The sequence below is a fragment of the Massilia sp. Root418 genome, from assembly GCF_001425265.1.
GTDB lineage: Bacteria > Pseudomonadota > Gammaproteobacteria > Burkholderiales > Burkholderiaceae_D > Rugamonas.
In genome coordinates, this window is record NZ_LMEC01000021.1 from 438,554 (window position 1) to 450,889 (window position 12,336).

Annotated in this window: 12 protein-coding genes and 1 tRNA gene; 12 read left to right on the forward strand and 1 reads right to left on the reverse strand. The window is 63.7% G+C overall.

What is annotated here, in order from left to right; genetic code table 11:
• The first annotated feature begins 3 nt into the window (after positions 1 to 3).
• The 5 genes from ASC94_RS20010 (at position 4) to ASC94_RS20030 (ending at position 5,069) form a co-directional block, all read left to right on the forward strand.
• Positions 4 to 1,008, forward strand: a complete 1,005-nt coding sequence (locus ASC94_RS20010; protein ID WP_056399315.1) for a branched-chain amino acid ABC transporter permease — start codon at positions 4 to 6, stop codon at positions 1,006 to 1,008.
• A gap of 10 nt (positions 1,009 to 1,018) precedes the next feature.
• Positions 1,019 to 2,209, forward strand: a complete 1,191-nt coding sequence (locus ASC94_RS20015; RefSeq protein ID WP_056399318.1) for a homoserine O-acetyltransferase — start codon at positions 1,019 to 1,021, stop codon at positions 2,207 to 2,209.
• An 81-nt stretch (positions 2,210 to 2,290) separates the two neighbouring features.
• Positions 2,291 to 2,761: a cache domain-containing protein gene (locus tag ASC94_RS20020; protein WP_056399320.1), complete on the forward strand. Its 471-nt coding sequence runs from the start codon at positions 2,291 to 2,293 to the stop codon at positions 2,759 to 2,761.
• Positions 2,762 to 2,897: 136 nt separating this feature from the next.
• On the forward strand, positions 2,898 to 3,794 hold the full coding sequence (locus ASC94_RS20025; RefSeq protein WP_056399322.1) for a S9 family peptidase: 897 nt from the start codon (positions 2,898 to 2,900) through the stop codon (positions 3,792 to 3,794).
• A gap of 273 nt (positions 3,795 to 4,067) precedes the next feature.
• Complete coding sequence (locus ASC94_RS20030; protein WP_082616690.1) at positions 4,068 to 5,069, forward strand: porin; 1,002 nt, start codon at positions 4,068 to 4,070, stop codon at positions 5,067 to 5,069.
• A 61-nt stretch (positions 5,070 to 5,130) separates the two neighbouring features.
• On the opposite strand, the gene ASC94_RS20035 is transcribed toward ASC94_RS20030, so the two are convergent.
• Positions 5,131 to 5,207 (reverse strand) — tRNA-Pro (locus ASC94_RS20035).
• Between the two features lie 199 nt (positions 5,208 to 5,406).
• On the opposite strand from ASC94_RS20035, the gene ASC94_RS33825 reads away from it, so the two are divergent.
• The 7 genes from ASC94_RS33825 to arsC all read left to right on the forward strand — a co-directional run bounded on the left by ASC94_RS33825 (position 5,407) and on the right by arsC (position 12,295).
• Positions 5,407 to 6,558: a methyl-accepting chemotaxis protein gene (locus ASC94_RS33825; RefSeq protein ID WP_056399333.1), complete on the forward strand. Its 1,152-nt coding sequence runs from the start codon at positions 5,407 to 5,409 to the stop codon at positions 6,556 to 6,558.
• Positions 6,559 to 6,567: 9 nt separating this feature from the next.
• The gene (locus tag ASC94_RS20045; RefSeq protein ID WP_056399336.1) at positions 6,568 to 6,936 is read left to right on the forward strand and encodes a response regulator; all 369 of its coding nucleotides are present in this window, start codon (positions 6,568 to 6,570) and stop codon (positions 6,934 to 6,936) included.
• Positions 6,933 to 7,235: a lipid asymmetry maintenance protein MlaB gene (locus ASC94_RS20050; RefSeq protein WP_056399343.1), complete on the forward strand. Its 303-nt coding sequence runs from the start codon at positions 6,933 to 6,935 to the stop codon at positions 7,233 to 7,235. Before ASC94_RS20045 ends, ASC94_RS20050 begins: the two co-directional genes overlap by 4 nt.
• 37 nt (positions 7,236 to 7,272) lie before the next feature.
• Positions 7,273 to 9,453, forward strand: a complete 2,181-nt coding sequence (locus tag ASC94_RS20055; RefSeq protein ID WP_056399345.1) for a chemotaxis protein CheA — start codon at positions 7,273 to 7,275, stop codon at positions 9,451 to 9,453.
• A 22-nt stretch (positions 9,454 to 9,475) separates the two neighbouring features.
• On the forward strand, positions 9,476 to 10,006 hold the full coding sequence (locus tag ASC94_RS20060) for a chemotaxis protein CheW (protein ID WP_056399760.1): 531 nt from the start codon (positions 9,476 to 9,478) through the stop codon (positions 10,004 to 10,006).
• Between the two features lie 49 nt (positions 10,007 to 10,055).
• Positions 10,056 to 11,873, forward strand: a complete 1,818-nt coding sequence (locus tag ASC94_RS20065; protein WP_056399346.1) for a methyl-accepting chemotaxis protein — start codon at positions 10,056 to 10,058, stop codon at positions 11,871 to 11,873.
• Between the two features lie 74 nt (positions 11,874 to 11,947).
• Positions 11,948 to 12,295: an arsenate reductase (glutaredoxin) gene (arsC, locus tag ASC94_RS20070; RefSeq protein WP_056399347.1), complete on the forward strand. Its 348-nt coding sequence runs from the start codon at positions 11,948 to 11,950 to the stop codon at positions 12,293 to 12,295.
• The last annotated feature ends 41 nt before the right edge of the window (positions 12,296 to 12,336 follow it).

Genomic DNA, 12,336 nt, shown 5'->3' on the forward strand with positions numbered 1-12,336 from the left:
GAAATGAACCAGAGAATTGGATATATGGCGGCGCTTGCCGCAGCCTTGGCGCTGCCGTTCTTCGTCTACCCGGTGTTCCTGATGAAGTTGCTGTGCTTTGCCTTGTTCGCCTGCGCGTTCAACCTGCTGATCGGCTTTACCGGCTTGCTGTCCTTTGGCCACGCGGCGTTCTTTGGCGGTGCCGGCTACGTTGCTGGGCACATGCTGAAGGTCTGGGGCCTGCCGTTCGAGCTCAGCATCCTCGCCGGCATGGCCGTGGCCGCCGCGCTTGGCCTGCTGATGGGCAGCCTGGCGATCCGGCGCCAGGGCATCTACTTCACCATGATTACGCTGGCCCTGGCGCAGATGCTGTTCTTCCTGTTCGTGCAGATGCCCTTCACCGGCGGCGAGGACGGCTTGCAGGGCGTACCGCGCGGCAGGCTGCTGGGGATGCTGGACCTGGGCAACGACATGACGATGTACTACGTGGTCCTGGCGATTTTCGTCGCGGGTTTTGCCCTCATTTTGCGCACTGTGCATTCGCCTTTCGGCCAGGTGCTCAAGGCGGTCAAGGAAAACGAACCACGCGCGGTCTCGCTCGGTTACGACGTCGACAAGTACAAGTTGATGGCGTTTGTCTTGTCGGCGGCGCTGGCCGGCTTGGCCGGCGCCACCAAGACAGTGGTGCTGGGCTTCGGGACGCTGACGGATGTGCACTGGTCGATGTCGGGCCTGGTAGTGCTGATGACGCTGGTCGGAGGCCTGGGCACGCTGACCGGTCCCGTGGTGGGCGCCTTGGTGATCATTTTGCTGGAGAACAAGCTGGCTGACGTCGGCAGCGTGCTGGCGTCCTTGACCGGGATTGAATGGTTCAACACCCTCGGCGAGTCGGTCACCATCGTCACGGGACTCATCTTCATCACCTGTGTGCTGGCTTTCCGGCGCGGCATCGTCGGCGAACTGCTGGCCTTGCCCCGCAAGCGTACCGGCGCCAAGGTGTCGCCGGCGATCGCAATCGCTGATACCTAAGGAGACTACTATGTACTGGATTAATACCGCCATCAGCACCTCCGCGCTTGCGCTGTTCATGGCCGCATCCGCGCATGCCTACGACGGGCTGGTGGAAAAAAAGGTTTTCTCGCTGCCTGCTTACACCACCGTCGGGGGCAAGGTGATCAGGAACGTGCGCGTCGGCTGGGAGAGCTACGGCGCGCTGAACGCCGCGCGCGACAACGTTATCCTGGTGCCGCATTTTTATTCGGCCAACTCCCACGTGGCGGGAAAATATAAAGCGGAAGACAAGCTGCCGGGCTATTGGGACAGCATTATCGGCGCCGGCAAGCCGATCGATACCGATAAATATTTCGTCGTCAGTGTGGACTCGCTGGTCAACCTGAATTCCAAGGATGGCATCACGGTCACGACCGGCCCCGCCAGCATCAATCCCGACACGGGCAAGCCCTACGGCTTGTCGTTTCCGGTGGTGACCATTCCCGACTTCGTGCGGGTGCAAAAGGCGCTGCTCGATACGCTCGGCGTGCGCAAGGTGCAGGCGTCGATTGGCGTTTCCATGGGCGGTCTGCAGTCGTACGAGTGGGCAGCCAGGTTTCCCGAGATGGTGGAACGCGTCATTGCCGTCGATGCCACCACCAGCCAGAGCGGCTACGCCATTGCCGCCCTTGAGAACTGGAGCGGACCGATACGGGTAGACCAGCATTGGAACAATGGCGACTACTACGGCGGTCCTGAACCGTTGAATGGCGTTGCCCAGGCCTTTTTCAATGTCGTGGTCGGCGCGCGCCACCCGGAGTATATGGCCGCCGCATTCGGCCACAAGTGGGCGGTGGAAGGGAAAGATCCGCTGGACGATTACCGTAATACCTTCCTGAGCGAGAAGGCCTTGAAAGATGCCGGCATGGCGCGCGCCAGGGGCACTACCGACGCCAATCATATGCTGTACATGACCAAGGCAAATCAGCTCTTCATTGCCGGCACTCCCGGCAGTGCAGTCGATCCCGGGCTGAAGAAAATTCGCGCCAGGACGCTGATCGTGCAAGCGCGCACGGATCTGCTGTTTCCGCCTGCCGGCGCTAAAGCGGAAGCGGCGAAGCTGAAGGCCAACGGCACGCCGGCAGACTATGTGGAAATCGATGCACCGGGCGGCCACCTGGCCGGCATTACCGATATCACCCAGGCCGGAGAGGCGATCCGCGCCTTTCTGGCGAACTAGCGAAAGGAGGCCGAGCCACACATCGCTCCCTGTCACGGCTGCAAAAATCGCAAATTGAGAGACATTGTATTGGAGAGTCCCATGTTGAAGTTGTTGAAAAACCTGGCGTTGGGTGGCCTTGTTGGCTTGTGCGCTACGACAGCATTTGCCGCTCCGGAAAAGGCAACGGCGGCGGAAGCAGTCGCGCTCGTAAAAAGAGCAGTCGCGTTCTACAAGGCGAATGGAAAGGAAAAGGCGATCGCGGTTTTTAACGATCCGAAAGGTGAATTTGTCCAGAAAGAACTGTACGTGTTCGTGTACAGCATGACGAACGAGGGCATGCAGATAGCGCACGGCGCCAACCCTAAAATCGTCAACAAGTACCTGTTCGAGCTCCGCGACGGCGACGGCAAGGAATTTATCAAGGAAATGTATGCGATCGCAAAGACCAAAGGGTCCGGCTGGGTCGACTACAAGTGGCCCAATCCCATCACCAAGGATCTGGACGCAAAAACCACCTACATCGAACGGGTCGATGACGTGTTTATCGCCGCCGGCATCTACAAGAAATAAAGCAGCCTCACGCCCTGGACGCATCCAGGATGCATGTCGACTGATCTGCACAGGGCCGTAGACAAGAGCCCGGATCGGTGCACGAAGCCGTATGTCCTTACGCTTCTGAACGACCAACAACTCACGGAGACAAACAATGAAGACCAGGATTTTCCACGCCCTGCGCGTGGCTGGCGCCTTGTGCGCGTCGGTTTTATGCGGTGCGGTGACGGCCCAGAGCAATTTCACCGCAAGCTACACCGGTGCCGGCTATGGCGCCAGCACCTGTAACAGCAGCTACAACATTTCAGGCATGGAGCCTGGCGCAGCGGGCAAGTATCCCGTGTTTGTGTATATGGTTGGCACGTACGAAACCTACAACAATGCGTCGGCGACCGAAGCGGTCAAGCGCATGGCCGCGAAGGGCTATGTTGCGGCAACCATCGAATATGCGAGCAGCACGTTTGGAACGTGTTCAAACATCGGCGCCAAAGCCAGTTGCGCCTTCAATCCCGATAGCGCGGCAAGCGCAATAAGCCAGCTTTGCACGCGCGGCAAGGCAGACTGTTCCAAGGGTATCGTGGTGGGCGGCTTCAGCCAGGGCGCTATTATGGCTATCCTGGCGAAAAACTACGATTCCCGGGTCCAGGCAGCGTATGCCATCGGCGCGGGAGTGCAATACACAAACTACGATCTCCGTGCATGCGTTGCCAACGGCAATCGCAGCCTGCCGAGCGACCGCCTGCTCGCTGTCAATGGCGAGAAGGACAGCTTCAACGGAGGCAACGCAGCGGCGGCGCGCAGCCAATTGCAGGAAGTGACCGGCATGAATTGCGGTTCGACCGCGTATGGCTGCCAGGCAGCGAACAATAGCGGCTGGCTGATCGTGAAGAATTCACAAGTCTCAGATCTCTCTGCCGACCATTGCTATATGCGCCTTTCGGGCGATTGCTACGGCAGTGGACTTTCGCTCGACGCTGGCTGGAAAAGCGGAACCCAAAACTGGCAGCTCGAAAACAATTTGAACTGGCTCACCGGGTTCACCACGAAGTAACGGTTCGACTGCCGGCGTGCCAGCCGCACCTGCACAGTGCGGGACGCCTCTCATGTGTGTTCAAAACTCCCGGCTTGCGGGCCAGGCCTGGGTGACGCGCCGGCTTACTGCACAACTCTGCTGACCACAGTGCCGCGTTCAATAGCTGATTGACGCGGATGCCGCTCGCCCGTTTTTTAATTTTTGCCGACCACGTCGGCAGGACGGTGCACGTCTGTAGGGATAGAAAACAAGAAATCGCTGTATTCAATGTGTCAAAAAAGGAGATGAAAAATGAAGAAATCAGTTATGTTGCCGGTCTTGTTGGGCGTAAGCGGGCTTGCATCCGCCCAGTCGGCATTGACAGTGTATGGATCCATCGATGGCGGCGTCCGGTACGCGACAAATGCCGACGCTGAGGGCAATGGCAAACTCACGATGACGTCGAACGGAACGTCGATGTCGAACCGCCTCGGCTTCAAGGGGGTGGAAGATCTCGGCGGCGGCTATAACGCGCACTTCGCGCTGGAAAGCGGCTTCATCAACGGCACCGGCGCACTTGATGTACCGAACACGCTTTTCAACCGCACGGCGACCGTGGGTATTGGCGGTGCCTTTGGCAGTATCGATGTGGGACGCCAATACACTGTCGCGTCCAGGACCATCGCAGTCTACGAACCGTTTGCATTCCGCTTCCCGCTGAGTACCTATGCCGTGGCGGCCTCCGCCGGTTTTCGATTCAACAATGATATTCAGTACAGTGGCACGCTCGGGCCGGTAACGGTAAGGGCCGAGTATGCGCCTGGCGAGCAGGCGGGAAGCGTAAATAACGGCACAGCGAAAGCCATCGGCGCCAGCTACAGCCTGGGCAGCGTCGCGTTTGGCGGCGCATATACCAGGCGCACGCTCCCGGTTGCTGCCGCGTATCGGGAAAACAGCCACTTCACCTTAGGTGCGGCATACAACGGGGGGCCGTTGCGCCTTGCCGTGGGGTACGCAGATGAAAAGCAGGAGACGGGGGCGTTGGACAATACCTCCAGGTATTCATGGCTTGGCGGTGAATACCTCATCACGCCGTTTGTGAAGGTAGGCAGCGCGTACTACTGGAACAAGACCGAAACGGCTGGCACGGCCGGCAAGCGGGATACGCTGATCTTGACGTCCTATTACACGCTGTCAAAACGCTCCAGCCTGTATGCCGAAATCGACCGTACGAATTTTGATGGGAAGCTGGCCATGTCTGCTGCGCAAACGCGGCAAACCGGGGTTTCCATCGGTGTGAACCATTTGTTCTAAAAGCGGACGAGCCTGGCTGCGGAACGCTCGCCGTTCCGCGCGAGGGCGGATCTGGCAGCACTGGTCGGGGTGAGAGGATTCGAACCTCCGGCCTCTACGTCCCGAACGTAGCGCTCTACCGGGCTAAGCTACACCCCGACGGTGTAGGCTTAAATTACACCAGAAAATGACGCAATTGGCAACTATGCCGCTTCGTCATTGCTGGTCACTTCTTTCGTGCAAGCGTGGTTTTTTCGTCCAAGCGCATCGATCTTTCAAATCGCAAATATGTTTTTGATAGAATGATCCGGCAGTGTGCTTGCCTGGCTTGAGGTTCCCCAACCCTGAGAAAGAACCATTGAACGCTCTCTTAGACAACACCGGCGGCCGTAACTATCCGGCCGCCATCGCTATCGCCGCCGCCGTGATGGCGCTGTTCTGGCCGAACGGCGGCTGGTACGGCATCCTCGGCGCGCTGGCTTTCCTTGCCGCCGGCGCCTACGCCTGGCTCCAGCTTGGCAGCGGAGGCGGTGCCGATGCCCGCGCCGATGTGCAGGACTACCTGGACGGCCGCCAGCACTTCGCCGAGGAAGTCACCCCGGTCTGGTGCCGCCACATCGAATCCTCGCGCAGCCAGATGGAAGAGGCTGTCGCTGAACTGGCTACCCGTTTCTCCACCATCGTCGACAAGCTGGACGACACGCTGCGCCTGTCCAGCGCCGCAGCCGACAGCCAGGACGGCGCCTCCCTGAGCCAGGTGTTCGCCAACAGCGAGCGCCAGCTGGGCGACGTGGTGGCCACCATGAAGTCGGCGCTGGCGTCCAAGCACGCCATGCTGACCCGCATCCGCGAGCTGGAACAATTCACGCGCGAGCTGCGCGACATGGCCGAGGGCGTAGCCAGCATCGCCGCGCAGACCAATCTGCTGGCGCTGAACGCGGCCATCGAGGCGGCGCGCGCCGGACCGGCCGGGCGCGGCTTCGCGGTGGTGGCGCAGGAGGTGCGCAACCTGTCCAACCGCTCGGCCGAAACCGGGCGCAGCATCAGCGACCGCGTCGGCAAGATCAGCGTGGCCATCGTCACCGCCTGCAAGGCCGCCACCGAGTCCAGCGCGGCCGAGGACCAGGCCATGCAGTCGTCCGAAGGCACCATCGATGCCGTGCTGCGCGAGTTCCGCAACCTGACCGACGCCATGGCGCAGTCGTCCGAACTGCTCAAGCAGGAGAGCGTCAGTATCAAGGGGGAAGTGGGCGAGGCGCTGGTGCAGCTGCAGTTCCAGGACCGCGTCAGCCAGGTGCTGGGCCACGTGAGTCACAATATCGGGCTACTGCCGAGTTTGCTTGACGAGAACCGCCAGCACTATCAGCATGGGTCTGCGCTGGAGGCGCCGCAAGCCTCCGCGCTGCTGGGCGAGCTGGAAAAAACCTACGCCATGGCGGAGGAGCATGCGGTGCACCGGGGCGAGCAGAAGGTGATTGCCGCGCCGTCGGACGAAGTGACATTTTTCTAGGGAAGCACTATGGCAAAAACCATCATGGTCATCGACGATTCGGCCTCCTTGCGGCAAGTGGTCGGCATCGCGCTCAAGGGCGCAGGCTACGACGTGATCGAGGCGCGCGACGGCATGGACGCGCTGTCCAAGCTCACCGGGCAAAAGGTCAACCTCGTGGTGTGCGACGTCAACATGCCCAATATGGACGGGATTACCTTCGTCAAGGAAATCAAGCAGCTGCCCAACTATAAGTTCACGCCGGTGATCATGCTGACCACGGAATCGCAGGAAGCCAAGAAACGCGAAGGCCAGGCGGCCGGCGCCAAGGCCTGGGTGGTCAAGCCCTTCAAGCCGGAAGTGCTGCTGGGCGCGGTGCAGAAGCTGGTGCTGCCGTGAGCACCGGCCGGGTCGCCATTGACGGCGAGCTGAACATCTACCGGGCTGCCGACATGAAGACCCTGCTGCTGGGCGAGCTGCAGCGCAGCACCAGCCTGGAAGTGGACCTGGCCGGCGTGACCGAGATGGACAGCGCGGGACTGCAGGTGCTGATGCTGGCCAAGCAGGTGGCGCGCGCCGAGCAGCGCGAGCTGCGCCTCACCGGCCACAGCCCGGCCGTGCTGGAGGTGTTCGAGCTGCTGGACCTCGGTGCCTGGTTCGGGGACGCCCTGCTGATCGAACCGCGCAAGGGTCATTAGAAGATCACCAAGCACTACCCTCAGTGGAGGCAACACGATGGACCTGGACCTGGCGCTGCAAACCTTCATCCTGGAAAGCCGGGAGCTGCTGGAAGACATGGAAAACGCGCTGCTCAACGCCGGCCAGTCCGGCGGCAGCGACGAGGCCGTGCACGCCATCTTCCGCGCCGCCCACACCATCAAGGGCTCGGCCGGGCTGTTCAGCCTGGACCACATCGTGGCCTTCACCCACGTGGTGGAAAGCCTGCTGGACGAGGTGCGGGACGGCAAGCTGTCGCTCACCGACGAGCTGATCGTGCTGCTGCTGTCGTGCTGCGACCACTTGTCCGGCATGATCACCGCACTCGAAGCGGGCCAGACCGAGGCCGACGCGGCCATGCTGGCCGAGGGCAAGCCCCTGCTCGCGCAGCTGCGCGTGCAGATGGGCCAGCCCGCCGAGGGCGACAGCCATGCGGAGGGCGGGGCGCTGGTGGCAGGCGAGCATCCCGGCGTGGAGCGCATGGGCGAGCCGGGCGGCGCCAGCGACGCCTGGCACCTGTCGCTGCGCTTCGGCCCCGACGTGCTGCGCGACGGCATGGACCCGCTGTCCTTCATCCGCTACCTGGGCCAGATCGGCCGCATCGTCGGCATCGTGACCATGGCCGACGCGATTCCCGCCGCCGAGCAGATGGACCCGGAAACCTGCTACCTCGGCTTTGAGATCTCCCTGGAAACCGAGGCCGACAAGACCGCCATCGAAGGCGTGTTCGAGTTCGTGCAGGATTCCTGCACCCTGCAGATCCTGCCGCCGCGCAGCCGGGTGGAAGAGTACGTGCGCCTGATCCGCGAACTGCCCGAGCAGAAGGCCTTGCTGGGCGAGATCCTGGTGCGCTGCGGCTGCATCACCCAGCGCGAGCTGGACGCGGCGCTGCAGGTGCAGGCCGCCGCCGGCCAGTCGCCGGCCGCCGCGCCGCCGCTGGGCGCCATCCTGGTGGGGCAGGGCACCGCCGAGCCCGTGATGGTGGAGGCCGCGCTGACCAAGCAGAAGCAGGCGGCCGAGCCCAAGCCCACCGAGAGCCGCTCGATCCGCGTGGACGCCGACAAGCTGGACCTGCTGATCAACCTGGTGGGCGAACTCATCATCGTGGGCGCGTCGGCCAACCTGATTGCGCGCCAGGTGCGCAACAGCGAACTGCTGGAGTGCACCTCCATGCTGAGCGACCTGGTGGAGCAGGTGCGCGACTCGGCGCTGCAGCTGCGCATGGTGAAGATCGGCGCCACCTTCAACCGCTTCCAGCGCGTGGTGCACGACGTGGCGCGCGAGATCGGCAAGGACATCGGCCTGGCCGTGAGCGGCGAGGACACCGAACTGGACAAAACCGTGGTGGAGAAGATCGGCGACCCGCTGACCCACCTGGTGCGCAACGCCATCGACCACGGCATCGAGCCGGCCGAGGTGCGCGCCGAGCGCGGCAAGCCCCTGCGCGGCACGGTGCGCCTGAACGCCTTCCACGACTCGGGCAGCATCGTCATCGAGGTGTCCGACGACGGCGGCGGGCTGGACCGGGAACGCATCCTGGCCAAGGCCATCGAGCGCGGCCTGATCGAGCCGGACCGCAAGCTGAGCGACCAGGAAATCTACGGCCTGATCTTCGAGCCCGGCTTCTCCACGGCGGCCGCCATCACCAACCTGTCCGGGCGCGGCGTGGGCATGGACGTGGTGAAGAAAAACATCACCGCCCTGCGCGGCACGGTCACGGTGGACAGCGCGCCCGGCCTGGGCACCACCGTCACCGTGCGTTTGCCGCTCACCCTGGCGATTATCGACGGCTTCCTGGTGGGCCTGGGCACGGCCACCTTCGTGGTGCCGCTGGACATGATAGACGAGTGCATCGAGTTCGCCGCCGAGCCCGGGCACGACTACACCAATCTGCGCGGCCAGGTGCTGCCCTTTATCCGGCTGCGCTCGCTGTTCGGCGTCACCACGCCGCCGCCGCGGCGCGAAAGCATCGTCGTGGTCAAGCACGCCGGCCAGCGCATCGGCCTGGTGGTGGACGCGCTGCACGGCGAATTCCAGACCGTGATCAAGCCGCTGGGCCGCATGTTCAGCCAGCTGCGCTGCATCAGCGGCTCCACCATACTGGGCAGCGGGGAAGTGGCGCTGATCCTGGACGTGCCGGCCATCGTCGGCCGTGGCGGGGGCGGCGGCGGCGCCGACCTGCCGCAGCTGGCTGCCTGACCAATTTCACAAGGAGTTTCCCATGACAGCAATGGTGCAAGCGGGCCGCAGTGCGGCGCCGGCCCTGGCGCAGGAGTCGGCCCAGTTCCTCACCTTCATGCTGGGCGGCGAAGTGTTCGCCATCGGCATCCTGGCCATCAAGGAAATCATCGAATACGACGGCCTGACCACCGTGCCGCTGATGCCCGAGTGTGTGCGCGGCGTGATCAACCTGCGCGGCGCCGTGGTGCCGGTGATGGACCTGGCGGCGCGCTTCGGCCGCCCGCCCACCCAGATCGGCAAGCGCACCGCCATCGTCATTGTCGAGATCGACGCGGACGGCGAGCAGCAGGTGGTGGGCGTGATGGTGGACGCGGTCAACGCCGTGATCGACATTCCGCCGTCCGACATCGAGCCGGCGCCGCAGTTCGGCGCCCGCATCCGCGCCGAGTTCATTGCCGGCATGGGCAAGGTCAACGGCAAGTTCGTGATCCTGCTCAACACCGACCAGGTGCTGTCGGTAACGGAGCTGGAAGCGATGGCGCACATGGGCGGCGCGCCCGCCGCAGCCTGACCCGAGGGGCACGCGATAGCCGCCCAGGGCGGCGCATGGAGGAGACCTTATGCTCAATACGATGACGGTGCGGGCCAAGCTGATCACCCTGATCGGCGTCAGCCTGCTGGCGCTGCTGATCGTGATGCTGATCGGCATACGCGGCATGCAGCACGGCGGCGAGATGCTGGACGACGTGGGCCGCAACAAGCTGCCCTCGGTGCTCAACCTGCAAATCGTCAACGAAGGCCAGACCGCGTTGCGCTCGTCCAGCCGGGCGATCGACGCGCTGGCCGGCTACCCCGAGCAGTTCGGCGAAATCGAACGCAACCTGCGCAGCAAGCAGGAATACTGGGGCCGGGTCGACAAGGCCTGGAAGACCTACGAACGCCTGCCGCAGGACGCCGAGGAAGCGGCCTTGTGGCAGCAGTTCGTCAAGGAATGGGACCTGTGGAAGGCCGCCGAGCAGCGCTTCGACCAGGTGGCGGGCGACCTGGTGCGGGCCACCGGCGCCGAGCAGCGCAAGGCCGGCTTCGCCACGCTGCACCAGGACTTGATTGCACTGCGGCCGCTCTACGCCAATGCGGAAAACGCGCTGGCCAAGGTGATCGAGCTGAACGAGCGCGCCGCCACGGCAGCGGTGGCGGCCGCCGAAATGTCCTCCAGCCGCGCCCTGTACCTGATGTACGGCACCGCGGCCGTGGCGCTGCTGGTGCTTTCGGCGCTGGGCTGGATCATCTTGCGCGGCATCCTGCGCCAGCTGGGCGGCGAACCGGCTTACGCGGCCGGCATCGTGCATGAAGTGGCGCAGGGCAATTTCGCGGTGGACGTGCGGCTGGCGCCGGGCGACAACAGCAGCCTGCTGCATTCAATGAAGCAGATGGTGGACAAGCTGCTGGAGCAAATCGGCGGCGAGCCGGCGTACGCGGCACGCATTGTCAACGAAGTGGCGCGCGGCGATTTGACGGTGCAGGTCGAGCTGCGTCCCGGCGACAAGGCCAGCCTGCTGTACGCCATGAAAACCATGGTCGACAAGCTGGCCTCGGTGCTTACCGAAGTGAGCAGCGGCGCCCAGGCGCTGGCCAGCGCCTCCGAAGAGATCAGCGCCACCGCCCAGTCGCTGTCGCAGGCCGCCAGCGAGCAGGCCGCCGGCGTGGAGGAAACCAGCGCCTCGGTGGAGGAAATGACTGCCTCGATCGCGCAGAACACCGAGAACGCCAAGGTCACCGACAGCATGGCCGGGCAGGCCTCCACCCAGGCTGCCGAAGGCGGCTCGGCCGTGAAATCCACGGTGGAAGCGATGACGCAGATCGCCAAGAAAATCGGCATCATCGACGACATCGCCTACCAGACCAACCTGCTGGCGCTGAACGCCGCCATCGAAGCGGCGCGCGCCGGCGAGCACGGCAAAGGTTTCGCGGTGGTGGCCGCCGAAGTGCGCAAGCTGGCCGAGCGTTCGCAGGTGGCGGCGCAGGAAATCAGCGAAGTGGCCGGCAGCAGCGTGGAGCTGGCGCAAAAGGCCGGCAAGCTCCTCGACGAGATGGTGCCCAGCATCAAGAAGACTTCCGACCTGGTGCAAGAGATCACGGCTGCGTCCGAAGAGCAATCGAGCGGCGTGGCGCAGATCAACTCCGCCATCGGCCAGCTCAGCCAGACCACCCAGCAGAACGCCTCCAGTTCCGAGGAACTGGCCGCCACTGCCGAGGAGATGAGCGGGCAGGCCGAACAGCTGCAGCAGGCGGTCGCGTTCTTCCGCGTGGAAGGGAGCGAGCGGCGGCCGCCCGCGCGGCGCGCCAGCGCCCCCGTGCGCGGCCGCGTGCCTGCCGCGGGCGCCCGGCCGCTGGCGATGGAAACCGAGCCGGAAGAAAGCAACTTCGTCCGTTATTAAGGAAGGCGGCAGCGCTTGCGCGCCGGCGCCGTATCGCCTAGCATGGCCGCCTCACCGACACGGAGGAAGCGGCCATGGCCATCACCATCTACCACAACAACGCCTGCAGCAACTCGCGCGGCGCGCTGGCGCTGATACGCGAAAGCGGCATCGAGCCCGAGATCATCGACTACCTGAACGCGCCGCCCACGCGCGAGCGCCTGCAAGAGCTGATTACCCGGGCCGGACTGACCGTGCGCGGCGCCATGCGCGACAAGGGCGAGCTGTACGACCAGCTCGGCCTGGCCGACGCCAGCCTGAGCGACGCCGCCCTGCTGGACGCCATGATGGCCCACCCCGCGCTGATCAACCGCCCCTTCGTGGTCACCCCCAAGGGCGTGCGCCTGTGCCGCCCCCCGGCCCTGGTCCACGAAATCCTGTAAACCAAAATGGGGTCAGGGTTAATTATTCGGGAAACATTTCC